This window comes from Pseudarthrobacter sp. 902506025 (genome assembly GCF_040702325.1).
Classification (GTDB): Bacteria; Actinomycetota; Actinomycetes; order Actinomycetales; family Micrococcaceae; genus Arthrobacter.
The window spans coordinates 169,118-194,641 of the sequence record NZ_JBFBKW010000003.1 but is presented as its reverse complement, the minus strand read 5'-3'; the positions used below and the strand labels follow the sequence as shown (position 1 = coordinate 194,641).

Annotated in this window: 20 protein-coding genes and 2 tRNA genes; 12 read left to right on the top strand and 10 right to left on the bottom strand. The window is 66.0% G+C overall.

Annotated features, from left to right (window positions below):
• The first annotated feature begins 7 nt into the window (after positions 1-7).
• Together AB0280_RS08095 and AB0280_RS08090 are read left to right on the top strand one after the other, a co-directional pair.
• The gene (locus AB0280_RS08095) at positions 8-2,143 is read left to right on the top strand and encodes an ATP-dependent DNA helicase UvrD2 (protein WP_159631526.1); all 2,136 of its coding nucleotides are present in this window, start codon (positions 8-10) and stop codon (positions 2,141-2,143) included.
• A complete protein-coding gene (locus AB0280_RS08090) occupies positions 2,140-2,799 on the top strand; it encodes a M48 family metallopeptidase (RefSeq protein WP_370871743.1) in 660 nt (219 codons plus the stop codon). The genes AB0280_RS08095 and AB0280_RS08090 overlap by 4 nt, the downstream gene beginning before the upstream one ends.
• Positions 2,800-2,858: 59 nt before the next feature.
• Here AB0280_RS08090 and AB0280_RS08085 read toward each other — a convergent pair whose 3' ends face one another.
• Positions 2,859-4,292, bottom strand: coding sequence for a zinc-dependent metalloprotease (locus AB0280_RS08085; protein ID WP_224026546.1), 1,434 nt, complete (start codon positions 4,290-4,292; stop codon positions 2,859-2,861).
• Between the two features lie 136 nt (positions 4,293-4,428).
• Here AB0280_RS08085 and AB0280_RS08080 point away from each other — a divergent pair, with 136 nt between their 5' ends.
• From AB0280_RS08080 to AB0280_RS08065, 4 genes are all read left to right on the top strand, one after another.
• Positions 4,429-5,640, top strand: coding sequence for a YlbL family protein (locus tag AB0280_RS08080; RefSeq protein WP_370871744.1), 1,212 nt, complete (start codon positions 4,429-4,431; stop codon positions 5,638-5,640).
• A gap of 162 nt (positions 5,641-5,802) precedes the next feature.
• On the top strand, positions 5,803-8,814 hold the full coding sequence (locus AB0280_RS08075; protein WP_201302403.1) for a UPF0182 family protein: 3,012 nt from the start codon (positions 5,803-5,805) through the stop codon (positions 8,812-8,814).
• Between the two features lie 118 nt (positions 8,815-8,932).
• Positions 8,933-9,006, top strand: a tRNA-Met gene (locus tag AB0280_RS08070).
• Between the two features lie 167 nt (positions 9,007-9,173).
• Positions 9,174-9,247: transfer RNA gene (locus AB0280_RS08065), tRNA-Met, on the top strand.
• Positions 9,248-9,803: 556 nt separating this feature from the next.
• Here AB0280_RS08065 and AB0280_RS08060 read toward each other — a convergent pair.
• A complete protein-coding gene (locus AB0280_RS08060) occupies positions 9,804-10,658 on the bottom strand; it encodes an IS3 family transposase (protein WP_425328590.1) in 855 nt (284 codons plus the stop codon).
• Positions 10,655-11,059, bottom strand: a complete 405-nt coding sequence (locus AB0280_RS21530) for a helix-turn-helix domain-containing protein (RefSeq protein WP_425328596.1) — start codon at positions 11,057-11,059, stop codon at positions 10,655-10,657. The genes AB0280_RS08060 and AB0280_RS21530 overlap by 4 nt, the downstream gene beginning before the upstream one ends.
• A gap of 263 nt (positions 11,060-11,322) precedes the next feature.
• Here AB0280_RS21530 and AB0280_RS08055 point away from each other — a divergent pair, with 263 nt between their 5' ends.
• On the top strand, positions 11,323-12,255 hold the full coding sequence (locus AB0280_RS08055; protein ID WP_366366799.1) for a cytochrome b/b6 domain-containing protein: 933 nt from the start codon (positions 11,323-11,325) through the stop codon (positions 12,253-12,255).
• Positions 12,256-12,279: 24 nt separating this feature from the next.
• On the opposite strand, the gene AB0280_RS08050 is transcribed toward AB0280_RS08055, so the two are convergent.
• The 3 genes from AB0280_RS08050 to AB0280_RS08040 all read right to left on the bottom strand — a co-directional run bounded on the left by AB0280_RS08050 (position 12,280) and on the right by AB0280_RS08040 (position 16,761).
• Positions 12,280-13,707: a cryptochrome/photolyase family protein gene (locus AB0280_RS08050; protein ID WP_366366798.1), complete on the bottom strand. Its 1,428-nt coding sequence runs from the start codon at positions 13,705-13,707 to the stop codon at positions 12,280-12,282.
• A gap of 88 nt (positions 13,708-13,795) precedes the next feature.
• Positions 13,796-14,584, bottom strand: a complete 789-nt coding sequence (locus AB0280_RS08045) for a PspA/IM30 family protein (RefSeq protein ID WP_366366797.1) — start codon at positions 14,582-14,584, stop codon at positions 13,796-13,798.
• A 107-nt stretch (positions 14,585-14,691) separates the two neighbouring features.
• Positions 14,692-16,761 (bottom strand): TPM domain-containing protein, encoded by a 2,070-nt coding sequence (locus tag AB0280_RS08040; protein WP_307488412.1) that lies wholly within the window; start codon positions 16,759-16,761, stop codon positions 14,692-14,694.
• Positions 16,762-17,043: 282 nt separating this feature from the next.
• Between AB0280_RS08040 and AB0280_RS08035 the strand changes: the two genes are divergently transcribed.
• The 4 genes from AB0280_RS08035 to AB0280_RS08020 all read left to right on the top strand — a co-directional run bounded on the left by AB0280_RS08035 (position 17,044) and on the right by AB0280_RS08020 (position 21,399).
• Positions 17,044-18,627 carry a S1C family serine protease gene (locus AB0280_RS08035; RefSeq protein WP_366366795.1) on the top strand — a complete coding sequence of 528 codons (1,584 nt, stop codon included), beginning with the start codon at positions 17,044-17,046 and terminating at the stop codon, positions 18,625-18,627.
• A gap of 235 nt (positions 18,628-18,862) precedes the next feature.
• Positions 18,863-19,654 (top strand): electron transfer flavoprotein subunit beta/FixA family protein, encoded by a 792-nt coding sequence (locus AB0280_RS08030; RefSeq protein WP_159631534.1) that lies wholly within the window; start codon positions 18,863-18,865, stop codon positions 19,652-19,654.
• Between the two features lie 13 nt (positions 19,655-19,667).
• On the top strand, positions 19,668-20,615 hold the full coding sequence (locus AB0280_RS08025) for an electron transfer flavoprotein subunit alpha/FixB family protein (RefSeq protein ID WP_366366794.1): 948 nt from the start codon (positions 19,668-19,670) through the stop codon (positions 20,613-20,615).
• A gap of 4 nt (positions 20,616-20,619) precedes the next feature.
• Positions 20,620-21,399, top strand: a complete 780-nt coding sequence (locus AB0280_RS08020) for a PIG-L deacetylase family protein (RefSeq protein WP_159631536.1) — start codon at positions 20,620-20,622, stop codon at positions 21,397-21,399.
• A gap of 78 nt (positions 21,400-21,477) precedes the next feature.
• Here AB0280_RS08020 and AB0280_RS08015 read toward each other — a convergent pair whose 3' ends face one another.
• The 4 genes from AB0280_RS08015 to AB0280_RS08000 all read right to left on the bottom strand — a co-directional run bounded on the left by AB0280_RS08015 (position 21,478) and on the right by AB0280_RS08000 (position 24,597).
• Positions 21,478-22,338: an anti-sigma factor gene (locus AB0280_RS08015; protein ID WP_366366792.1), complete on the bottom strand. Its 861-nt coding sequence runs from the start codon at positions 22,336-22,338 to the stop codon at positions 21,478-21,480.
• A gap of 10 nt (positions 22,339-22,348) precedes the next feature.
• On the bottom strand, positions 22,349-22,957 hold the full coding sequence (locus AB0280_RS08010; RefSeq protein WP_159631538.1) for a sigma-70 family RNA polymerase sigma factor: 609 nt from the start codon (positions 22,955-22,957) through the stop codon (positions 22,349-22,351).
• Positions 22,958-23,164: 207 nt separating this feature from the next.
• A complete protein-coding gene (locus AB0280_RS08005; protein ID WP_159631539.1) occupies positions 23,165-23,632 on the bottom strand; it encodes a tRNA (cytidine(34)-2'-O)-methyltransferase in 468 nt (155 codons plus the stop codon).
• Positions 23,633-23,655: 23 nt separating this feature from the next.
• Positions 23,656-24,597 (bottom strand): J domain-containing protein, encoded by a 942-nt coding sequence (locus AB0280_RS08000; RefSeq protein ID WP_366366789.1) that lies wholly within the window; start codon positions 24,595-24,597, stop codon positions 23,656-23,658.
• Between the two features lie 196 nt (positions 24,598-24,793).
• Between AB0280_RS08000 and AB0280_RS07995 the strand changes: the two genes are divergently transcribed.
• Positions 24,794-25,489 carry a hypothetical protein gene (locus AB0280_RS07995; protein WP_366367090.1) on the top strand — a complete coding sequence of 232 codons (696 nt, stop codon included), beginning with the start codon at positions 24,794-24,796 and terminating at the stop codon, positions 25,487-25,489.
• The last annotated feature ends 35 nt before the right edge of the window (positions 25,490-25,524 follow it).

Genomic DNA, 25,524 nt, shown 5'->3' with positions numbered 1-25,524 from the left:
AGCAGAAGTGACTACAGAAAATTTTGACGGAGCAGCCTCCCTTGAGGACCGGATCCTTGGGGGGCTGGACGCAGAACAGCGTGAGGTGGCCAGTACGCTGAACGGCCCGTTGTGCGTGCTGGCCGGCGCGGGAACCGGCAAGACCCGTGCCATCACCCACCGCATTGCCTATGGCGTCCACTCGGGCGTTTACAGCCCTCAGCGCCTGCTCGCCGTGACCTTCACTGCCCGGGCGGCGGCAGAAATGCGGAGCCGGCTGCGCGACCTCGGTGCCGGAAATGTGCAGGCCCGGACGTTCCACGCCGCGGCCTTGCGCCAGCTGCAGTTCTTTTGGCCGCAGGCCGTGGGCGGCACGCTGCCCAACCTGCTGGACCACAAGGCCCAGATGCTTGCCGAGGCCGCCCGCCGGCTCCGGCTCAGCACGGACCGGGCCTCCATCCGCGACCTTGCCTCTGAGATCGAGTGGGCCAAAGTGTCCATGCTTACCCCCGCCAATTACCTGGAAAACGCGCAGGGGAGGGGCGCTCCCGGCGGGTTCGACCTTACTGCGGTGGCCCGTGTTTTCCAGTCCTATGAGGACGTCAAGACGGACCGCAACGTGATCGACTTCGAGGACGTCCTGCTGATCACGGTGGGCATCCTGCAGGAGGACGAGAAGGTTGCTGCCACGGTCCGGGAACAGTACCGGCACTTCGTCGTGGACGAGTACCAGGACGTTTCCCCGCTGCAGCAGCGGCTCCTGGAGCTGTGGCTCGGCGGCCGTGACGAACTGTGCGTGGTGGGCGACGCCAGCCAGACCATCTACTCCTTCACCGGCGCATCGCCCAGGCACCTGCTGGACTTCAAGACCCGCTATCCGCAGGCCAATGTGGTCAAGCTCGTCCGGGACTACCGTTCCACCCCGCAGGTGGTGAAACTGGCCAATGACCTGCTGGCCGGCCGACGGAGTGGTGGCCCTGCCGCTGACGCCGCCTGGGCAGCTCCCCTTCAGCTTGTGGCGCAGCGCCCCGCCGGCCCGGCGCCCCAGTTCACCGAATGCTCGGATGACGAGGCCGAAGCCGCCACCGTGGCGCAGAAGATCAAGGCACTGCTCGACGCCGGGACTCCCGCCAGCGAGGTAGCCGTCCTTTTCCGCACCAACGGCCAGTCCGAAGCCTACGAACAGGCGCTCGCGGCGGCAGGAATCGGCTACCAGCTCCGGGGCGGCGAACGCTTCTTCGCCCGCAAGGAGGTCCGGGACGCCATCCTCCAGCTGCGCGCAGCCACCCGCGCCGTTTCCGAAACCGATACACCGGAACCCCTGGGCCAGCTGGTCCGGGACATCGTCTCGTCCCTCGGGTACACGGATTCTGCCCCGCACAGCGGGGGAGCCCTGCGTGAGCGGTGGGAGTCGCTCGCGGCGCTGGTGGCGCTCGCCGATGAACTCGTCCAAAACCGTGGTGCCGGGTTTGGCCTGGCCGATTTCGTCAACGAACTCCAGGAACGCTCCCTGGCCCAGCACGCGCCCACCGTCCAAGGCGTGACCCTCGCTTCCCTCCACGCAGCCAAGGGCCTGGAATGGGACGCGGTCTTCCTGGTGGGGCTCAGTGAGGGCCTGATGCCCATTTCCTTCGCGGATTCTCCCGAATCGGTGGATGAGGAACGCCGGCTGCTGTATGTCGGCATCACCCGGGCCCGTGAGCACCTGTCCCTCTCGTGGAGCACCGCCCGGACTCCCGGCGGCCGCGCCAACCGGAAGCCGTCCCGGTTCCTGGACGGGCTGCGGCCTGACTCGGTGGCAAGTTCAAGTGCCCGCGGAAAGGGAACCCCGCCCCGGCGGAAGGCTGCCGCGCCCGCTGTGTGCCGGGTCTGCGGGACCATGCTCGCCACCGGGGCCGAACGCAAGGTGGGCCGCTGCAACGCCTGTCCCCCCACGTACGAGGAACAGACCTTTGACGCCCTGCGAAACTGGCGCCGCGAGGTGGCCCAGTCGGCGGACGTCCCTGCGTTCGTCGTCTTCACCGATGCCACCCTCACCGCCATTGCCGAAGCCAGGCCGGCGTCCCTGGAGGAGCTCGCCGGCCTCGCGGGCGTCGGCCCGTCAAAGCTCGAAAAGTACGGTGAAGACGTCCTCCGGGTCCTGGTCGAAAGTTCCGTCCTGTGAGGCGGGGCAGCCCGGCAAGCAGCGGCACGCCGCAGGCAGCATCACTGACCACATCCCACGGTTCTCCGGTTGAGGTGCGGCGTTCTGCCAGGCGGACGCGGACGGTAGCCGCATTCTGGGAGGACGGAACGGCGGTGGTCGCCATTCCGGCGCGTTTCACTGCTGCCCAGGAACGGGAGTGGGTGCAGCGCATGCTGGCGAAGCTGCACAAGCAGGGGGAGCGGCGGGCTGCAGCCGGGCGGCGGCGCCCCGCCACCGATGATGCCCTTGCAGCCCACGCCGCACAGCTGTCGGCACAGTACCTCGGCGGCAGGCCGGCGCCCACGTCCGTCCGATGGGTCAGCAACCAGAACTCCCGGTGGGGCTCCGCCACGCCGGCCGACGGAACCATCCGGCTGTCGGACAAACTGCGGCCGATGCCCCAATGGGTCATCGACTACGTCCTGTTGCACGAACTGGCCCACCTCCTGGTGGCCTCACACAACGCCGCGTTCTGGAAGCTGCTGGAGGCGTATCCGGAAACCCAGCGGGCCAAAGCATTCCTGGAGGGCGTTTCGTTCGCGACGTCCCGGGGGCTGGAGGGGCTGGAGAAGGACGGCGCGGCCGGCAGCGGCGTCGCCGGCCAGCCCATGTCCGGAACACCGATCGGATGCTAAAAACCCCGGTTGGCCAGGAAATCCTGGCCCACCGGGGTCTTTCTTTGGGTCTCTATATGTCAGCCTTTGGGCTGGCCGGTTCCGTCATCGTCGTCCTTGTCCCCGGCATCTTTGGTGTCCGCGGCTCCGCCGTCTTCAGCGGAGGCATCGTCAAACCCGCCACTCAGCAGTTTCTGCAGGGCGTCATCAACTTCGCTGTCGCTGGCCTCGGCGAGCTTGCGGCGTGAGCTGAAACCCTTCGGATCGTCCAGGTCTTCGGCCGTGGGCAGCAGGTCGGGGTGGTGCCAGATGGCGTCCCGGCCCTCGATCCCGCGTTCGTCCTTCAGCGTGGCCCAGAGGGTTGCGGCATCTCGAAGCCTGCGCGGCCGCAGCTCCAGCCCCACCAAGGAGGCGAAGGCATGCTCAGCGGGACCGCCCGTTGCCCGGCGCCGCCGCACGGTTTCCCGGAGCGCCCCGGCCGACGGCAGCACCTTCTCGGTGGCCGCCGCAGTCAGTTCGTCAACCCAGCCCTCCACCAGGGCGAGCGCCGTCTCGAGCTTCTCCAGGGCCTGTTCCTGGGCGGGGGTCCGCTGCGGCATGAACACCCCCTGGGACAACGCCTCCTGGATGCCCTCCGGGTTGCTCGGGTCCAGGTCGCGGGCCAGTTCCTCGATGCGCGAGGTGTCGATGTGGATGCCGCGGGCATAGGCCTCGATCGCACCCAGGAGGTGTCCGCGCAACCAGGGCACCTGCACGAAGAGCCGGGCGTGGGCGGCTTCCCGCACGGCAAGGAACAGCCGGATATCGTTCTCCGGCAGGGACAGGCCCTCGCCGAAGGCGGCAACGTTTGCCGGCAGCAGTGCCATTTCAAGGTCGGCCAGCGGGACGCCGATATCGGTTGAGCTCACCACGTCCTTGGACAGGGCGCCGATGGCCTGGCCCAGCTGCATGCCGAAGATCGCGCCGCCCATGTTCTGCAGCATGGAGGAGGCGCCGCCCATCATGGACTTCATCTCCTCCGGCATCTGCTCCGTCATGGCGGAGGACAGCGCATTGGCGATGCTGTTGGCCACGGGTTCGGTCAGCCGCTTCCAGGTGCCCAGGGTGGCCTCCACCCATTCGGCGCGCGACCAGGCTTTGCCGATGAGGCCGGTGGCGGGCAGGTCAGTGACCGGGTCCAGCCACAGCTCGGCGAGGCGGAGGGCCTCGTCCACCTCGCGCGACTGCTGGGCCGAAACCGACGGGTCGGAGCTGCCGGCGGCAACGCGCCGGGCGTTGTCATGGGCCAGCGTCCAGTTGACCGGGCCCTCGGACGGTGCACTCATCATGGCCTGCACCTGGGAGAACATCTGGGCCAGCAGGTTGGGGTCGTCCGGGAGGCCGGCAGCCTTGGCGAGTTCGGAGGGGTCGAAGTTTTCCATCCCCTTGCCGCCCATCAGGTTCTGCAGCATTTCGGTCAACGGATCCTTGGGGGTGTCGTCGCCGTTGGACGGATTGAGTGGGTTGGAGGTCATGGTCCCGCCGATCGATGGTGTGACTGTTGATCAACCTTCACGGTACCCCGGTGGGGGTCGGCTGTCTGCCGCCCGCCGCCGTCGTTCGCTCTAGGCAAAGCGCCCCGGCGCGCCGCCACCGCGTACTGTTGGTGGGGTGACTACAACCCGTGGCGGACACCCCTCCGAGGACCACGTTCCCGATGTTTCCCCCTTCTCCAGCCCCGGACCCTTTGGGGCCGGCAGTCCGCCGGAAGGCCCGGGCGGAAGCGGCGCGGCAGGCGCGGGCAGCAGCGCCAGGGCGGCCGACGGCGGACGCCCGGGCAGGCGGCTTTCCACCATGATGGTTGCCGGGCTGGCGGCGTTGGGGCTGGGGATTGCCGTGGGCACCCTTCCGGTGCCTTACGTGATCGAGTCGCCCGGGCCCACCTACAACACGCTGGGGGAGAGCCAGGGGCATCCGGTGATCAACGTCAGCGGGCACGAGACCTATCCCGCTGCCGGGAGCCTGGACCTGACCACGGTGTACGTCGACGGCGGCCCCACCGGCTCCGTCAGCATCCTGAACGCCTTCTCCGCGTGGCTGGACAACTCCAAGGCCGTCTACCCGGTGGAACTGATCTATCCCACGGGAACCACCAAGGAGGAGGCCCAGGAACAGAGCGCGGTGGCCATGGCCACGTCCCAGGAGAACGCGGTGGCGTCCGCCCTGAACGAACTCAAGATTCCTTTCGGCCAGCAGCTCCAGGCCGCGGGGCTGTCCAAGGACTCGGCATCTGCGGGCAAGATCCAGCAGGGGGACATCCTCAAGTCCATCAACGGCAAGGAAATCACCTCACTTTCCGTCATCCAGGATGAACTGGCTGCGGGCAAGGGGGCCCCGGCCGCGGTGACGGTGGAACGGGCCGGCCAGCCTGTTGCCCTCGAGGTGACGCCCAAGGACAACGGGCAGGGCCGCTTCATTCTCGGCGTCATGCTGAAGTACCTGTTTACTTTCCCCTTCCAGGTGCAGATCTCCCTGGACAAGGTGGGTGGCCCCAGCGCCGGACTCATGTTTTCGCTGGGCATCATCGACACGGTGACGCCGGGCGACCTCACCGGCGGCAAGCACATCGCGGGAACCGGCACCATTTCGCCGGACGGTGCGGTGGGACCCATCGGCGGCATCGGCCAGAAGATGCGGGGTGCGCGCTCGTCCGGAGCGTCCCTGTTCCTGGCGCCCGCCGCCAACTGCGACGAGGTTGCCGGACACATCCCCGACGGCCTCCAGGTGGTCCGCGTGGAGAACCTCGCGGAAGCACGGCACGCGGTGGAACTGGCCGGGAGCGGGCAGGACACATCCGCACTTCCGGCGTGCACGGGCAAATAGGCCGCCTGCGCCATGCATAGACTGGGCCCAAACAGTTTCGACAGGAACTAAGCTTTACCGCCACTCGTGGCACTGATGACGGACGAAACCAGCCGTTTGACCGGTACCGTACGTCGCTCGCACGCTTCGAATGTTTCGACGACCAGCTATGAGGTACCCAGTTTGTCCCGTCCCGCCAGCACCACGTCCACAGGAAGGCCCCCATCGCGACGGGGAGCCCTGACGCCCACCCTCATCGTCGTCGCCCTGGTGGTAGTGGGCTTCATTTTCTTCGCCAACGTCTGGACCGACGTCCTTTGGTACCGGCAGCTGGGCTTCCTCGAGGTCTTCATCACCGAAAACCTTGCCAAGATCGCCACCTTCGCGGCCGGCTTCGCCATCATGTTCGCGGCGGTTTTCTTCTCCATCCGCATTGCCTACAACGCCCGGCCCGTCTACGCCCCGGACTCTGAGGTCCGGGACAACCTCAACCGGTACCAGGCCCAGCTTGAGCCGGTCCGCCGGATTGTCATGATCGGCCTGCCGGTCCTCTTCGGACTCTTCGCGGGCAGCGCAGCCGCTAGCCAGTGGCAGAAAGTCCTGCTGTTCTTCAACCAGGTGGGCTTCGGCCAACCCGATCCGCAGTTCAACATGGACATCAGCTTCTACCTGATGACCCTGCCGTTCCTCGGGTTCGTCACCGGGTTCCTGATCAGCGTGGTGGTGATCGCAGGCATCGCCGGCATCCTCACCCACTACCTGTACGGCAGCATCCGGCTCATGGAGCGCGGCGTGTTCACCAGCCGGGCAGCGCAGATCCACATCGCCGTCACCGGCGCCGCGTTCCTGGTGCTCCTGGGCGTCAACTTCTGGCTGGACCGCTATTCGTCCGTGCAGAGCAACGGCGGCCGCTGGGCCGGTGCGCTCTACACCGATGTCAACGCCGTCATCCCCACCAAGGCCATCCTCGCCGTTGCTGCCGTCCTGGTGGCCATCCTCTTCATCGTTGCTGCCGTCATCGGCCGCTGGCGCCTGCCCGTGATCGGCACAGCCATGCTGATCATCACCTCCATCCTGGCCGGCGGCGTCTACCCGTGGGTCATCCAGCAGTTCCAGGTCCGCCCGTCGGAGCAGACCCTGGAAAGCAAGTACATCCAGCGCAACATCGAAAACACGCGCAAGGCCTACGGCCTGGACGGCATCCAGGAAACCCGCTACGACGCCACCAACACTGCCAACACCGGGGCGCTTGCACCCGACGCGCAGACCACGGCGAACATCCGCCTCCTGGACCCGAACCTGATCTCCGACGCCTTTGCGCAGCTGGAACAGTACCGCCCGTACTACCAGTTCCCCAAGGCCCTCAACGTGGACCGTTATGAGGTGAACGGCAAGATCCAGGACACCGTGATCGCGGTGCGGGAGCTGAACCCCACGAACGTGGCCACCAACCAGCAGGGCTGGCTGAACCAGCACGTCGTATACACGCACGGCTACGGGGTTGTGGCGGCCAAGGGCAACAAGTTCACCGTCGACGGCAAGCCTGAGTTCCTGCAGTCCGGCATTCCGTCCACCGGCGTCCTGGGTAATGACACCACCTACGAACCGCGGATCTACTTCGGTGAATCCTCGCCTGAATACTCGATCGTGGGTGCGCCGGACGGCGCCACGCCGCGCGAGCAGGACCGCCCCTCCGGCAAGGAAGGGGAAGGGGAAACCCAGTACACCTTCAAGGGCAACGGCGGGCCGAACGTCGGCTCGTTCTTCAACAAGATCCTCTACGCCATCAAGTTCCAGTCCTCGGACCTGCTGCTCTCCGATGGCGTGAACCCCGAGTCCCAGATCCTCTACGACCGCAACCCCCGCGAGCGTGTCCAGAAGGTGGCCCCGTACCTGACTGTTGACGGCGGCGCCTATCCGGCTGTGGTGGACGGCCGCGTCAAGTGGATCGTTGACGGTTACACCACCAGCCAATACTTCCCCTACTCGCAGCAGAAGCAGCTGTCCGATGCCACCGCTGATTCGCAGACCAGTTCCGGCCGCGCCGTGGCCCTGCCGAACAGCACAGTGAATTACATCCGCAACTCCGTCAAGGCGACGGTGGATGCGTATGACGGCTCGGTCACCCTGTATGCCTGGGACGACACCGACCCCGTCCTCAAGGCCTGGCAGAAGGTCTTCCCTTCAACGCTGAAGCCGTATTCGGAGATGTCCGGTGCACTGATGAGCCACGTGCGCTACCCCGAGGACCTGTTCAAGGTCCAGCGCGAGTTGCTGGGGCAGTACCACGTCACCGATCCCACCAGCTTCTACAAGAACAACGACGCCTGGAGCACGCCGGCTGACCCCACCGTGGACACCGACGTAAAGCAGCCGCCGTTCTACATGTCGCTGCAGATGCCGGACCAGCAGAAGCCGGCGTTCCAGCTGACGTCGTCCTTCATCCCGCAGATCGTCAACGGTAATGCGCGCAACGTCCTGTACGGCTTCCTCGCCGCTGATTCGGATGCAGGCAACCAGGCCGGCGTGAAGGCTGACGGGTATGGAAAACTGCGGCTGCTGCAGATCCCGCCGGAAACCCAGGTGCCCGGTCCGGGGCAGGCGCAAAACAAGTTCAACTCGGACCCCACCGTGTCGCAGGCACTCAACCTGCTGCGGCAGGGCGCGTCCGACGTGCTGAACGGCAACCTGCTCACCCTCCCCGTTGGCGGTGGCATCCTCTATGTCCAGCCGGTCTACCTCAAGTCGACAGGTGAGACGTCATACCCCACACTGCAGCGCGTGCTGGTGGCCTTCGGCGACAAGGTGGGCTTCGCGCCCACACTCGATGCAGCCCTCAAGCAGCTCTTCGGTGGGGATTCCGGCGCAGCCGCGGGGGATTCGGCCAACAATGGCCAGACGCCGGCCGGACCTTCGGCGCCTGCCACTCCCGCAGAGGCGGACGCCAAGGCCCAGCTCAAGGCGGCCCTGGACGAGGCGAACTCCGCCATCCAGGCAGGCCAGACGGCGCTCGCAGCCGGCGACTTCGCTGCCTATGGCGACGCACAGAAGAAGGTTGCGGCCGCGCTGAAGAAGGCGATGGACGCCGAGGCCAAGATTCCGGTCACGGCTCCGGAGGCCAGCCCGGCCCCCGCTGCCTCCGGGTCGCCGTCGTCCTCGCCGTCACCGTCCCCGTCCCCGTCCGCAGGGCAGTAGGACGACGGCGGCACCCGGCGCCCGGTCCCCGCGGGGCCGGGTGCCGGGCCGGCGTAACGGACGTCACGCCGCCACGATTTGGCCTGCGGTTCACCTCCCGGTAAAGTAGTTCTTGCGACGCGGGGTGGAGCAGTTCGGTAGCTCGCTGGGCTCATAACCCAGAGGTCACAGGTTCAAATCCTGTCCCCGCAACTGAGGAAAGACCCGGACATTGGAAACAATGTCCGGGTCTTTTGCTTTGTCCGGGACGTTTGGCTTTCCCGGGTGCTGTGGTTTCACGGTGGGTTCACCCGGTGACGGCCGGTTCGCGGAGAAGTGGTCAGGGCGGCCGCGAAAGTAGGGTAGTGTTGATCAAGCGACGCGGGGTGGAGCAGTTCGGTAGCTCGCTGGGCTCATAACCCAGAGGTCACAGGTTCAAATCCTGTCCCCGCAACTTATGAAGGCCCCGACCGGCAGTTTGAAGTGGTCCCCGAAAGTTGGACTCGTAAATGTGCGAGCTCCACTCTAGTGGTTAGCGCCGACTCTTCACGGAAGTCCCCGTCCCGTTTGGACGGGGACTTCCGTGGTTGCAGAAGGTTCTATCTCCGGCTAGTGAGCAGCAGCTTCGCAGCGTCGCAAGGGGGCTACTCGAGGCGGGCTCGCGGTCGTAGACTCCCGGGTATCGCAAGGGAATTGAGGGCAGCGTCGATGAGAGTGCTTCTGAAGATACTCATCTATTTGCTGATCATTGCTGTGGTGACGTTCGGCTCTACATGGCTTTTCGGTCCTGAGTCTGCAGGCGCGGCACTTCTGATGATCTGCATTTTTCTCGGCGGGTACTTTGGAGCTGGGTGGGGCGGACGTCAGGCAGCAAAGACGGATCAATACCGTCAGGAATGGCTTTCGAGGCGAAAAGAAACGCGCCGAACGCCACCCGAGCGGCCGGAGGACCCTCAGTAGCCCGGATCCTGGAACAAGGAGCCGTCCGACTAACCGTTGGGAAAAGGGAGCTAAGCCGCAAGCATCTGGGCGCGGTACTGTACCGGGCTCAAGCCTTTGAGCTTGGTGGATATTCGTTCGGTGTTGTACCAGTGGATGTATTCGTGCAGTGCTGCCGTTAGGGCTTCAGTGTTGAGGAAGCGGACACGGTGGAAGAGTTCTTCCTTGAGGTGTCCGAAGAAGTTTTCCATCACGGCGTTGTCGTAGCAGTTGGCTTTGCGGGACATTGATTGGACAGCGCCGGCGTTCGCCAAAAGGGTGCGCCACGAGATGTGCTGGTACTGGAATCCCTGGTCGGAATGCACGAGTGGCTGCTGCCCAGGCTCCAAGCATTTCAACGCGGCACGCAAAGAGTTGTTAGTCAGATCCAAGTTCGGGGATGTGCTGATGCTGTGGGAGATGATTTGCCGGTCGAAGAGGTCCATGACCGGTGAGAGGTAGAGCTTGCGGTCACCGACACTGAATTCGGTCACGTCCGTTACCCATTTCTGGTTTGGGGCAGCGGCGGCAAACTTCCTGTTCAGGAGATTCGGTGCGATGATGCCTGCCTCGCCTTGGTAGGAGTTGTAGCGCTTTCTGCGTCGGACTTTGCATAGCAGGCCGAGTGTCCGCATCAACTTCAGCACGGTCTTTTTTGCAACTGCCCAGCCGAGATTGAGCAGTTCACTGTGCACACGCCGGTGCCCGTATCGGCCATGGTTCTTCTTGAAGATGTCCCTGATGGAGGTCTTGAGCTCCTCTTGTGGGTCAGGGGCTTGAAGGCGCGCCTGGTGATAGAAAAATGTGGACCGTGCAAGGCCTGAGACCTGAAGAAGAAGCGGCAGCGGGAAGTCGGCCTTGAGGGCGATGAGGGCTTGGACCTTCACCTTTGTTTTTGAGCCCTCAAGGCTCGCAATTTTCCCAGATATGCGACTTGGGCCCGCAGGCGTTCGTTCTCCCGCCGTAGCCGTTCTAGCTCGGATGCTTCGGCAGGCGGCGGGGAGTCGGGCTTGCGAGGTCTGCCCTTGGGCTTTGGGCGTAAGGCGTCCACGCCTTCACGACGGTATGCACGCACCCACGACTTGAGAAGCACGGCCGAGGATAAGCCGGCCTCTTCCGCCAGGTCCGGCGCGGTCTCGCCCGCGAGGAACCGTTGCACCAGGGCGAGCTTGAATTCGAACGTGTATGACTGAGCCGGCTTGGTCACCAGTGCACCTTGACCATGGATCCTCCACCGCCGATACAGCCTCTTAACAGGCCCACTAGACTCACGAGACACACCCAGCATGGTGGCTGTCGCCGTATATGCAAGGCCTTTCTCAAACCACGCTACAGCCGTCGCGCGCTGATCGGCCGACAAAGAACTACTTGAACGCAAAACTGCTCCCCGGAAGTCGAAACTGAATTTTCAGTCCAACTTTCGGGGAGCAGTTCAGTTACGCCGGTCGGGGCCTTTCTTTTCCTTGGATGCGCCCAGTTCCTAGTATTCTCTTTCGAAGGGTCCCGCGATCTGCGGGCAGCCCCCGTCATTCCTGAGAGGTATGTTGTTCGATGGCCACACCCACGAAGAAGCCCGGCTCCGCGACGGGTAAGCGGTCCCGGCTTTACTGGATGGTTCCCGCCGTCCTCGTGGCACTGGTCCTGGTTGTGCTGGTGGCCAGGCTGCTCACCGGGCTGCCGGCCGTGGCGTCCTTTGTCGCCGACTACCCGGGCCGGTCCGAACTTCCGGACAACGCGCCCGTGGGATTCCCCGCCTGGCTGGCCTGGCAGCACTTCCTCAATGCGTTCTTCCTGCTCCTGATCATCCGCACGGGGTGGCAGGTCCGGACCACCACCCGCCCCAGCGGGTACTGGACCAGGAACAACAAGGGCTTGATCCGCACCAGGAACGCGCCCACCAAGATCAGCCTCGAACTGTGGTTCCACCTGACCCTGGATGCCCTCTGGATCCTCAACGGGCTCATCTTCGCGGTCCTGTTATTGGCCACCGGGCAGTGGATGCGCATCGTCCCCACCAGCTGGGACGTCTTCCCCAACGCGCTGTCAGCCGCGCTGCAGTACGCGTCGCTGGACTGGCCCACCGAGGACGGCTGGATCAACTACAACGCCCTGCAGCTGCTGGCATACTTCGTGACCGTCTTCATCGCAGCGCCGCTGTCGTTCATCACGGGCCTGCGGATGTCCGGAGCCTGGCCGAAGAAGGCAGCCGGCCTCAACAAGGCGTTCCCCATTGAATGGGCCCGTGCCGTCCACTTCCCGGTAATGATCTATTTTGTTGCCTTCATCGTGGTCCACGTCTTCCTGGTGCTCGCCACGGGCGCACTGCGGAACCTGAACCACATGTACGGGGTCCGCGACGACGACGGCTGGTTTGGCTTCTGGGTATTCCTCGCCTCCGTGGCGGTCATGGTGGCGGCCTGGTTCCTGGCCCGGCCGGTCTTCCTGAGGCCCATCGCGTCCCTGATGGGCAAGGTCAGCCGCTGACGGAGCGGCGCCACCAGGGCGGCGTCAGGCGTCCTTGAGCTTCTGGTAGGCGTCCAGGGCCCGTTCCCGCGACTCGGGCAGGTCCACGAGCGGCTGGGGGTATCCATCGGTGTCCGCCGCCCACGGTTCGTGGATCTGCTTGCCTTTGAGCTCCCCGAGTTCGGGGATGAACGCCCTCAGGTAGCGGCCGTCGGCGTCGAACTTCTTACTTTGGGTCACCGGGTTGAAGATCCGGTAGTAGGGCGAGGCATCCGCCCCCGAGCCGGCCACCCACTGCCAGTTGGCGGGGTTGTTCGCGGCATCGGCATCCACCAGGGTGTCCCAGAACCATTCCTCCCCGACCCTCCAGTCGGTCAGGAGGTTCTTGACCAGGAATGACGCGGCGGCCATGCGCACCCGGTTGTGCATCCAGCCTGTCTGCCACAGCTGCCGCATTCCGGCGTCCACCAGCGGGTAGCCGGTGTTTCCCTGCTGCCACGCGGCGAGCTCCTGCCGGCTGGGGGAGGCCCACTGGAAGTTGTCGAAGGCGGGCCGGAAGTTCCGGGTCGCCAGGTCGGGGTTGTGGTACAGCAGGTGCCAGTTGAATTCCCGCCAGCCCAGTTCGGCCCGGTAGGTGCCGACGTCGGAAGGAACCTTGCGGGGATGCCGGCGGCGAATCTCGCGCCACACGCGGAACGGGCTCACCTCACCGAAGCGCAAATGTGGTGAGAGCCGGCTGGTGCCCTCGGTTCCAGGCAGGTTCCGGCCTGTGCCGTATTCCTCGATGGGACCGTCAAGGAAGTCCTCAAGCCGCTCCTGGGCCCCTTTTTCGCCGGGCACCCACGTGGCGGCCAGCCCGGCGCTCCAGTCGGGTTTGGAGGGCAGGAGCTGCCAGCTGCTGAGCGTGTCACTGCCGGGCAGGCCCTTCCCGGCAGGCGCGGGACCGGGCAGCGCATCCGGCGCCTCGTAGGGGTCACGGATGTCCTGGGATGCCAGGCACGCCCGCCAGAAGGGCGAATACACCTTGTAGGGTCCGCCCGCCCCGGTCTTCACTGTCCAGGGCTCGAAGAGGAGGTTCGCCTGGTAGCTGGCGGCCTCGATCCCGTTCCCGGCCGCCCAGTCCTTGAGCCCGGCGTCGATTGTCCGTTCGGGTTGCCCGTAACGGCGGTTCCAGAAAAGGTGGCTTGCCTTCGTCCGGATGGCAAGGTCCCTGATGATGTCGCCGGCGGGACCACGCCGGAGTACCAGGCGGGATCCCTTGCTTTCGAGGTCGGCGGACAGTGCGGCCAGGGAGTGGTGCAGCCACCAGCGCGCTGCCCCACCGAGGGGACGCACGCCGTCGGACTCCTCGTCCAGGATGTAAACCACTGTCAGCGGCGCATCCCGGCCGGCGGCCTCTGCGAGGGCAGGGTTGTCGTCCAACCTCAGGTCATCGCGCAGCCAAACCAGGGACGTTCCATCAGAAGAAGTCATGGCACCACGCTACACACAGCGGACGGAGCAATGGCCGGGACCACGGTCCCGGCCATTGCGTCGTCAGCTGGAGGCGGTGCCCCGAACTTTAGAGCTTGTCGAAGTCGGCCTCGTCGACGGTCGATTCGGACGATGCGGGGCTTGCGGCGCCCAGGGCAGGCTTGGAGTTTCCGGCCTTGAGGGCCGCCAGCCGGGCTTCGATCTCCGTCTGCTCGCCCAGGTCCTCCAGCTGGTTGAACTGGGCGTCCAGGCTGGAGGCTGCAAGCTCCTGCTGCCCGCGGACCTTGGCCTCTTCGCGCCGGATCTTTTCCTCGAAGCGGCCCACCTCGCTGGTGGGGTCCATGATGTCGATGCTCTTGATGGCGTCGTGGACCTGTGACTGTGCCGCTGCCGTCTTGGACCGGGCAACAAGCTCGTTGCGCTTGCTGGTCAGCTGGTTGAGCTTGTTCTTCATCTGGTCCAGGCCGGTCTTCAGCTTGTCCACTACCTCGCGCTGGGAGGCGATGCTCGGCTCTGCGCCCTTGGCTTCGCTTTCGGCCGCCATCTGGCGCTGCAGGGCCACCTTTGCCAGGTTGTCGAACTTCTCGGCGTCGGCTACGTCGCCGGACGCGCGGAACTCGTCAGCCTTGCGGGAGGCGGCAAGTGCCTTGTTGCCCCAGTCGCGGGCGTTGTTGATGTCCTCGTTGTAGTCGTCTTCCAGCATCCGGAGGTTGCCGATGGTCTGCGCCACGGCGGACTCGGCTTCGGCGATGTTGTTGGTGTAGTCGCGGACCATCTGGTCCAGCATCTTCTGCGGATCTTCGGCGTTGTCCAGCAAGGAGTTGATGTTCGCCTTCGCCAGCTGCGCGATCCGGCCGAAAATGGACTGCTTAACCATGGTGTTTGCCTTTCGTCCTGCTCTGTGTTGACCACTGGAACCGGTGCACAGTGGTGTACTGCGTCTGTCCGCCCGCCGGGATCTTCCGGCGTATCCGGCGGAAGTCTCTAGAAACTGCCGGAGTCGCCGCCACCGAAGTCGCCGCCGCCAAAGTCCCCGCCGCCGCCGAAGCCGCCGGAGTCACCACCCCAGCCGCCACCGCCGCCGCCGTCACCCCAGCCGCCACCGCCGCCCCAGCCTCCGTGGCCCCCGTTGAGGATGGAGTTGATCAGGATGCCGCCCAGGATGGCACCGCCGAGGCCGCCGCCGCCTCCGCCGCCGAACATGCCGCCGCGGCCGAAGCCTTGGTTTGCGTAGCCGTCAAAGTGGTCCACGTCGGCCTGGGCCAGCTGCGCGGCCTGGGCGGCCAGAGCGTGGGCCTGCTGCGCATAGGTGAGGGCGGTGACGGGATCGGTGCGGGCGATGGACAGGGCGTAGTCGAGGTTCCGCTGGGACTCGGCCAGCCGGGTGCGTGCTTCGGTGCCCACGCCGCCGCGGCGGGCGGTGATGTAGTCGGAGGTGGCGCTGATCTGGGCCTGGGCCGACATGATGGTTTGCTGCAGGGATGCCTGCGCGCGGCGGGCCTGCTCCTGCTGGTCGCGGATGCCGGTCAGGGCCTGGTCCAGGGACTGGTGTGCGGTTTCCACCCGCTGCAGGGTGGCGATGGGGTCGATCCTGCCGCCCTGGATTTCGGTCTTCACCTGTGCCAGTGCAGCCTCCACCGCGGCCACGGGGCCGGCCAGCTCCGCGTGGGTGCCGGACTGGATCATTGCCTTCGCCTGGGCAAGGTCCTGGGACGTGTCCACGACGGCGGCTTCCAGGCCGTTGCGGGCCTCGTCGAGGTTGGTGGCGACCTTGGAAATGGCATCCAGGAGGACGTTGGTCTGGTGCAGGCTTTCCTCGGCCGCACGGACGGCCACGGCAGCCAGGCTGCCTTCGCCCGAACCGAGCTTCTGCTGGGCGGTTTCGGACGCATTCTGCACAAAGGCGAGCCGTTCCTTGGCCTGCACGATGTTGTCCGAAACCTGTGCCAGCGCGCTGTCCGCGTATTTGGACCGCATTTCCTGCAGGGACTGTTCGGCGCTGGAGATCTTGCCGTCGGCCTCGCGGGCTCCGGCGTTGACGGCTGCCAGGGCCTGCGGGGCGTTCTTCTCCAGCTCGCGCAGGGAGTCGAAGTCCGCCTTCTGCTCCTGGAGGGACTCGAGCGCGGCCTCGGAGCGGCGGATGATCTCACCCAGCCAGGTCCGCTGCTGCTCTTCGGTATCCGGGATGTGGTCATCGAGCTGCTGCTGCAGCTTGAAGGACTCCGTCATGTGGGCCTTCGCTTCCGCCAAGGCTTTGGTGAAGTTTCCGACCGCGGAATCACCGTACTGCGCCTGGGCGAAGCCGAGCTCCTGCTCGCTGGACTTGATGGCATCATCCGCTTCGATCAGCAGGGAACCGCTCTTCCGCCGAAGTTCCTCCACGCTGAGGGATGCCAGCGGATCGAGTTCGGCGCCCTGGGGGCCGTAGCTTCCGCTGGAGGCCACCTGGCCGGCGGCCTTCTTCCGGCGGTTGCGGAAGTACAGGTAGGCGCCGCCTCCGGCGACCACCACGCCTGCACCCACCAGGAGGCCGGCTCCGGCGCCATTACCGGAAGAGACGTTGCCGCTGCCGCCGCCGGCGGCGTCGCCCACGGCGGAGGCGGTGTCAATGGCTGCCTGCGCGTAGTCCTTCTTGCCACCTGCGAGGTTGGCCACCACCGCATTCTGGGTGATGTTGGAGCGCTTGGAGTAGATGGCGCTGGCCGAATTGGGGGAGAAGTAGTACTTGCCCTGGTCGGTGGCGATGGCAAGGATGACGTCCGCCTTGCCCATACCCTTGGTCTTGGCCACAGCCTGGCTCCAGGCCGTGGGGTCGGATGGGTTGTCGAAGGACTTTACCGTGACCACGTAGAGGTTGTACTTGTGGTCCTTCAGCAGCTTCTGGATCGCATCCTGGACCTCACCCTTCCGGCTGCCCAGCACGTTGGCGTTATCAACAATGTTGGTCCCGGAGGGAATGGTTACCGGGTCTTCGGCCCAGGCGGCGCCGGCGGGTACCGCCAGCAGCCCGGCAAGGCCGATCACGGCGAGGATACGTTTGAACTTTGACCGCATGTGCAACCCTTCAGCACGCCTGACACCGATTCGGGACGAATCAGTCGTCGAATCCAGCAGCGCCCCCACGCTTGGTGTGAAGCCGCAGGTCGCTGTGGCAATTCATCTTGATTCTATGGTGCACCCCACAGCCAGTCCATGCGGCCGAATATGCCGCCAGCGAAACGCTCCGGCGGCGCAACAGCCATCGGCCCGGCATTCAGGAAGCTTTCAGCAAACATCCGAGCTTGTTCCAGCGGGACGGGTCATAGTTAATGGCAGACGAGCATGAAAGGAAGTCCCATGACTGAGAATCAAACCCCAGGGCCGGTCCCGGAGGACAACCAGGGGGACAGCCGGAGCCCGTGGCAGCAGCAGGGCCCGCAGCAGCCCGGAGACCGCCCGGCACCTGCTCAGTATGGGAATGGCGGAGCCACCGGCGGAGAGGAGCGTGGCTACAACGCAAGGGACCGGCAGCACAGCCCCGCAGGGCCGCATGAAACCCAGGAATTGCCGGGCGCACCCCGCCCCGTCTACCCCCAGCGGCAGCCTTTCTACGGCCAGTCCGGACATTATGGCCAGCAGCAGGACCAGCACGGCCACGCTATGCCTGGCGGAGGCCAGGGAGCGCCCAACGGAGGTGTCGGTCTCGCGCCAAACCCCAAGGATGCCCCGCGCCGGAAGGCAAGCTTCGGCGTTGGCACCCTCGTGGCAAGCATCCTCGCAGCAGGGCTCGTGGGCGGCGGAGTGGCAACGGTTGGTGCCGGTGAATTGTTTGGCAACACCGGGTCCAGCACCTCGACCGTCGGCAGCAGCAACCAGCCCGGCACTGTCATCGTCAACAACAAGGACGATGTCAACGCCATCACCGCTGCCGCCGTGAAGGCCTCGCCGAGCGTCGTCACCATCAGCGCCACCAGCGGCAGCTCCGGGGGCACCGGTTCCGGCATCGTCCTGGACGACCAGGGGCATATCCTGACCAACACGCACGTGGTGACCCTCGATGGCCAGACCGCCAATGCCACCCTGGAAATCCGCACCAGCGACGGAAAGGTCCTGCCGGCAAAGCTGGTGGGCACCGACCCGCTGTCCGACCTCGCCGTCATCAAGGTTGACGACACGTCAGGACTCACCCCTGCCACACTCGGTGATTCCTCCAAGCTCAACGTTGGCGACACCGCCATTGCCATCGGTTCCCCGCTCGGCCTGACCGGAACGGTCACGGACGGCATCGTGTCCACCCTCAACCGCACCATCAGCGTGGCATCGTCCGCAGCGCCCAAGGGCGGTGACAACAGCCAGGGCGGTGACCAGGGATTCCAGTTCGCCCCTCCTGGCGGCGGCCAGAGCCAGCAAAGCTCCAGCGAGGGCTCCATCGCCATTAACGTGATCCAGACCGATGCCGCCATCAACCCCGGTAACTCCGGCGGCGCCCTGGTGAACAGCAAGGGCGAGATCATCGGCGTGAACGTGGCCATCGCATCCGCCGGGTCCGGCACCTCAACGTCCCAAAGCGGCAACATCGGCGTTGGGTTCAGCATCCCCATCAACAACGCCAAGCGGGTGGCGCAGGAAATCATCGACAGCGGCAAGGCATCCCACGGGCAGCTCGGCGTCAGCGTCAAGGCCAAGGCCTCTGCGGGCGGATCCTCCGAATTCTCGGTGGGAGCCGACGTGGCCACCGTTGACCCCAATTCAGCGGCAGGCAAGGCCGGCATCAAGGTTGGCGACGTCATCACCAAGTTCAACGACCTCACCATCGGCGAACCGAACCAGCTGACCGCGGCCGTGCGTGAACAGCCTGCGGGCTCCAAGGTGAAGATCACCGTCCAGCGCGGCGGCAGCGAGCAGACGTTCGACGTCACGCTGGGTGCTGCAGCCAGCTGACGCAGGGCAGCATCAACGCCAGGCACATGACGACGGCGGCGTCCCCACCTGAGGGGGCGCCGCCGTCGCCATGTACCGGAAAAAGCCTGACACAGGGGTTAACGGAAGAGGGCGCCGGGACGCGCCGATATGGTTAGCTAGGGTTTACCCGCCTGCCGGGCATTTCGCGGCCATGTCCCACCCGGCTGGCTGTCCACAAGCATGGAAGGCTGCTGTAGAAACAGTGGAAGAGACATTGAAGATCGTAGTCCTGGTCAAACATGTACCGGACGCCCAGTTCGACCGTCACCTCAACGGGGAGGGCAATACCGCGGACCGCGACGAAAGCATCCTGTCCGAGCTTGACGAATACGCGCTCGAGGCAGCACTGCAACTGGTGGAGGCACGCGGCGGAAGCAAGGCGGGCAACCAGGTCATCGCCCTGAGCATGGGGCCCGCAGGAGCCGTCAACGCGGTCAAGAAATCGCTGCAGATGGGCGCCACCGAGGGGGTCCACCTCACGGACGACGCCCTGGCCGGTTCCGACGCCGCGGCCACCTCGCTTGCGCTTGCAGCCGCGGTCCGCCACCTGGGTGACGTGGACCTGGTCATCACCGGCATGGCATCCACCGACGGCGAGACCTCGCTTGTTCCGGCGCAGCTGGCCGAGCGGCTTGGGCTGCCGCAGGTGACGTTCGCTTCCACGCTGGAGGTCGACGGCGGCCGGCTGACGGCCCGCCGCGATGCCGACACCTCCTCCGAAACGGTGGAGGCGCCCCTGCCCGCCGTTGTGTCCGTGACGGACCAGATCAACGAGCCGCGGTACCCCAATTTCAAGGGCATCATCGCCGCCAAGCGCAAGAGCATCAGCACGCTGTCCCTGGCCGATATCGGGGTGGACCCCGCCCAGGTCGGCTTCGCCGGTTCCTGGACCACCGTGACCAGTGCGGAAGAGCGGCCGCCCAGGACTGCAGGCACCATCATCACCGACGAAGGCGACGCCGGCATCAAGCTGGTTGACTTCCTGGCCGCCCAGAAGCTGCTCTAAGAGGGACACCGACATGGCAAAAGTACTTGTATTCATCGATAACCCCGGCGCCTCGCTCAAGAAGAGCAGCCTCGAGCTGCTGACCCTGGCGCGTTCCCTCGGCGAGAGCACCGTGGCGCTCAACGGAGACCTGTCCGACGCCGCCGCCGCCACCTTTGCCGAGTACGGCGTGGGAACCATCCTGCGTCCGGCAACGGATGACCTGGACGACTTCCTGGTGGCGCCCAAAGCGGCCTACCTGGCCGCCGCGGCTGAAAGCACCGGCGCCGGCATCGTGCTCCTGGACAACTCGCCGGAAGGCAAGGAAATAGCGGCACGGCTGGGTATCCGCCTGAATGCCGGCGTCATCACCGACGTCGTCGCCGTGGATCCGGACGGTACCGCGCACAAGTCCGTCCTTGCCGGCTCCTACAACACCGCCTGCAAGGCCACCACCCCTGTGTCCGTGCTGACCCTCAAAGCCAACAACGTCACTCCGGAACCGGCTCCCGCCGCCACCAGCCCGGAGACCGCCACCGTGGAGGTACCGGCAGTAGCCGCCGCGGCCAGGGTCACCGCGCGGGAGCAGAAGGTGGCCAGCGGCCGTCCCGACCTCACCGATGCCCGCATCGTGGTGGCCGGTGGACGCGGCATGGACGGAAACTTCGGCCCCGTCGAGGAACTGGCCGATGCCCTCGGCGCCGCCGTAGGTGCATCGCGTGCCGCCACGGATGCCGGATGGATCAGCCATGACGCGCAGGTTGGGCAGACCGGTAAGACCGTCTCCCCGCAGCTTTACATTTCGGCAGGCATTTCCGGCGCCATCCAGCAGAAAGCCGGCATGCAGACGTCAAAGGTCATTGTTGCGGTCAACAAGGACGCGGAGTCGCCGGTGTTCGAGATCGCCGACTTCGGGATCATCGGCGACGTGTTCGACGTGTTGCCGCAGGCCACCGCCGAGATCAAGAAACGAAAAGGCTGATTCTTTGACTGCCTCCCACGAGCAGGCACAGAGCCCGTTCAACCCGGATATCCACCGGGTTGGGCGGGTGCTCTGTTTTGCGGCACATCCTGACGACATCGACTTCGGCGCTGCCGGTACCATCGCCGCGTGGACGGCAGCGGGCGTGCAGGTGAGTTACTGCATCATGACCGACGGTGACGCGGGCGGCTTCGACCCCGCCCACCGCGCCGACATCATCGCGATGCGCGACGCCGAGCAGCGCCGGGCGGCGGAACTGGTGGGCGTCACCGACATCCACTACCTCCACCAGCGTGACGGGTACCTCGAGGCCTCGCACGAGGTGATGAAAGGGGTGGTGCGGCTGATCCGCGAGATCCGTCCCGACGTCGTCCTTGCCATGCACCCGGAACGGAACTGGGAAAGGATCCAAAAGAGCCATCCTGACCACCTGGCCGTGGGGGAGGCGGTGACCCGGGCGGTGTACCCGGCCCTCGAAAACCCGTTTGCCTACCCGGAACTGGCGGAAGCAGGCCTGGAAGCGTACAAGCTGCCGTGGCTGTGGCTCTACGCCGGCCCCGGGGAACGGGAAAACCACTTCGTCGACGTCACCGGCCAGGTGGAAGCCAAGCTCGCCGCCATCCACGTCCATGTGAGCCAGCACCCGGACGTGGAGGCCATGGAGGCCACCGTCCGCCAGGGCATGCACCTGAACGCCGGCAGGGCCGGCTTCCCTGAGGGGCGCAGCGCGGAGGCGTTCCATGTGGTGGCAATCAATGGGCCCGGCACCATCGCGGGATTCTGAGTTAAACCAAACGCCCCGTTCCTTCCGGTGGGAGGAACGGGGCGTTTTGGGTTGAGGCGTTTCCGGTTACTGCGGGTGCTACGCGCCCAGCGGGGCCGCCGCCACCGTCGGCAGCGTTGGTGCCTTGGATCCGCCTGCAGGCTCGACAGTGATGCCCAGTGATGCCGCCGAGTGGATGCCCTGGACCACGGCAGGCTTGGACAGCGCCTGCTCGTCCATCAGGCCCTGCGACACCGGGGCGGAGCCGTCCTTGGGTATCAGCCACATCTGGTAGACCTTGCCGGCCGGGGGAGCGGGCACACCGCTCATCTTCACCACGGCTGCGTCCTCTGACGCGGAGATCAGGAGGGTTGCCTTGCCGCCGCCCACGACGTTCACAGAGGCCTCACGAAGGTCGTTGGCCCTGGCCACCTGGTTGACGGGATCGTTCTGGTCAGCCATGTACGCGCCCACGCCTACGCCGCCCAGGGCGATGGCTGCTGCCGCTGCCACCCCCACCAGCCACCGGCGCGTGCCGGATCCGCCCCGGCGTTGCTCCCGGCGCTTCCGGGCCTCTGCCAGTTCGTCCTGTGGCCCCTGCCGGGGAGGCAGTGCCGTACTGCCGGCCGGTGTCGGTGCGCCCCCGCCGGTCAGGCCGTCCTGCCCGGGGAACTGGGCGGGAAGCTGGGCGACAATCCGCTGGAACAGGTCCGACGGCGGTTCCTCCTCTGCACGGAACGTGCGGACCAAGGCCTCCCGGGACTGGCGGACACGCTCAAGGAAGGCCCGGCGTTCCGTTTCCGGGGCAGTCGAGATGTAACGGTCGATGGCTTCGCGTTCCTGCTCCGTGACAGCATCCAGGGCGTAGAGCTCAGCAAGGTCGACGGCGCGGCCGGCAGCAATGTCCATGGCCACAGTGTCCCCGAAGGCACGTGACCGGCCGTCGCGGCTTTCATCCATTCCACTCATCTCAACTCACCCCCAAACAGGTCTTCAATCGGATCAGTCCATCGCGGATGCGGGACTTGATAGTGGGCACTGCTGCGTTCAGCCGTTCGGCGACTTCCCGGTAAGTGAGGCCGCCGTAGTAAGCCAGGCGCACGGACTCCTGCTGGGTTTCGGTCAGCGTCCCCAGGCAGCGGACCACCGCCTCGGCCTCCAGCCTGCTGCCCACCTCATCGGACACGCTGTCGTGATCGATCTCCTGCGTGCTGGCACCGTACTTGGCTTCCCTGTCCGTGGAGGACTGCGACGAGCGGACCTTGTCCACCGCGCGGCGGTGCGAGATGGTCATCAGCCAGGACAACGGGCTGCCTGCCTGCGGATCGAACTTCGCAGCGTTCTGCCAGACCTGCAGGAAGACTTCCTGGGTGGTGTCTTCACTGAGCTCAGGGTCGATCAGGACGCGGCGCGCCATGCCGAAGACCCTGCGGGACGTGAGCTGGTAGAACTCGGCGAAAGCCGCCTGGTCCCCGCGGGCAATCCCCGCCAAAAGGGCCGAGAGGCGTTGGCTGAGGTCTGCAGGTGGGTCGGTCACCGCGGCGGAGCCTTCGGAGTTCGGCGCGTTGGGAGTTTCCATTACGTCCAAGCATAAGTCTCCGGGCGACGGATCCTCAGCAGTGCCGTGCCGACTGCGGTTGTCCGGCCTGGAACGTGCCTCCAGTAGGGTCACCTGCCGCTCCTTGGTCCGCTCGAATGTCTTCAAAAGTCATTCGGTGCCGCGTGGAGGGTGGATGGGGCGGCCGGCAAGTTTTTCCGTGCCGGCGTGGACCGGTGCCCGGCGGGGCTAGATCCTGGCGCCGGCGAAGCCCTGCTGGCGCCAGGCCTCGTACACCGCGATGGAGGCGGCGTTGGCCAGGTTCAGGGAACGGAGGGCCGGCAACATGGGCAGGCGCACCGTGGCGGTCACGTGGGGATCGGATTTCATCTCCGGCGGCAGGCCCACTGATTCACGGCCGAAGAGCAGCACATCTCCCGGGCGGTAGGCGATGTCCGTATAGCTGGTGGTGCCGTCCGAAGTGAACGCGTAGACGCGTTCGGGCTGCAGGTGCTCCCAGGCGTCTTCGATGGTCTTGTGCACGGTGACGACGGCGAGGTCATGGTAGTCGAGCCCTGCCCGGCGCAGTTTCGCGTCGGAGAAGTCGAAGCCCAGGGGTTCCACAAGGTGCAGTTCGGCACCGGTGATCGCGGCAAGGCGGATGGCGTTGCCGGTATTGCCGGGGATTTCAGGTTCATGGAAAAGGATGCGGAACACCTCCCCATCCTAGCTACCCGCGGTCAGTGCATGCCGCGCAGGAGCCTGGCCAGGACCGGGATGTTCACCGTGTTGGGAGCCGGGCCGGACGCCAGGAATTCCTTCAGGCCCCGCACCATGCCCGCTGCGTTGACGATCTGGACGGTTTCCAGGTCTCCTGCGGGGCGGCGGTGGTGATCGATCACCGGCTCGTGGAGGTTGCCGTCGGGGCTGTGCGCCACGGTCCATCCCGTGACGTTGAGCTCAGGAAAGATGTCCTGCATGGCCCACACCACCCGGGCGAGCTGCGGGGGTGCCACCGCGCGGCCCCCGTAGTTGAGGGTCCGTCCGTCCCAGGCATAGGCGCCCTTGGGCAGGAGCATCGAGTTGACCAGGGCCAACCGGTAGCCGGAAAGGACAGCGTGGTCGATGTGGCTGTTGTCAGCCGGCGACTGCAGGCCGTTGATCAGCCGGGCGGCGGGGATGGCCGGCAGCACCTGCCGGGTCAGCAGCTGCACGGTGCGCATCTCCCGCTGGATGCGGGCCTCGGCGCCGAAAATTCCCCGTTTTCGAGGCATTCCGTGAACCTGCTGCCGCGCCTGTGCCAGCGGGATGAGCGGAGCGTCGTTTCCCTCGTAGGGGGGAACGTAGACGGGCGGGTCCCCCGCTGTATTCCTGACGTTGCCCGGCCGGCGGACTGTGGCGGACGCCCGGCTTCCAGCGGCGGGGGCATCAAAGTGGGCGCCGTCGTCGGACGAAGCGTCCCGGACGGTGCCCGCGCCGTAGGAGCGGTCGTACGCCTTCCTGCGCTGCGGATCGATCAGCGTCTCATAGGCAGCGGTTACGCGGCGGAACGTTGCGGCGTCGCCCCCGTGGTCCGGATGGGCCATCCTGGCCGCGCGGCGGTAGGCCACCTTGATTTCTTTCTCGGTGGCGGTGACGGCCACCCGAAGGACCTGGTAATGGGAGCTGCTGCTCTCGGTCAAGCAATCTTCCTTCTCTTGGTGCGCGGCTTCCTCAGTCCCGGCGGGAAAGCGGAGCGCCCGCCCAGTCTAGCCATCGTGGATGGTGCGCCTGCGGTGACAACGAACATCCCGGGCTGGTGGGTTCCCGGAAGGCCGGAGTCTAGACTCGTGCGTGCGCGGTGCGAACACCGGTTGAAGGGGATGTGACGCAGTGGAGATGGAGATGCCGACGACGGCGGAGCGGGCCGGCAGGGCATGGCACGGGGGAGCGGCCCTGGTGATCGGCTGCCTGGGGGCCGTGCTTTTGAGCGGATGCAGCGTTGACGTCCGGGATCCCTCCGTCACCGCAGCCCCCGCCGGCACTCCGGTGCTGGCCACACCCACCATCACCCCCGGCCATGATGCCGCGGCGGTGGCAGCGCGTGATATGCCCTTCGCTGCCGGCGGCGACCTGGCTCCCGGAGTGCCCGTGGGAATCTCCGATGATCTCAAAGGTGCGCCGGGCTGGAAGCTGGCGAAGGAAGACGTGGCCGGTGCCAGCCAATATGCCAAGGCCGATGGCTGCATCGTTTCCGCACGGGCCACCACCGGCCAGGCGGCGCTGGTCCGCGGTGACGACCGGGAGTCCACTGTTGCCCTGTTCCAGTACCTGGACGCAACCATCCAGCCCTCGTACTTGAAGACGGCAACCCTGCAGTGGGGTGGTACCCCGGAGGCTCCCGGCCGGAACGTGGAGGTGCTGGCGCTGGAGCAGGCAGCTCCCGGCGGGCGTGCCATTGCGTTACTGGCAAGGGTTTTCGGTACTGCCGGGTCATCGGCCTACGTGTCGGTGTCCTGTCCGGATGCGGCAACACTTGGCGCGGCCCGCCAGGACGTGGCCCGGTACCTGCCGCTGGTGCCGCCGGCCGCGTAAGTCCCTGCGTTGACAGGCGCAAAACCGCCGGCGGC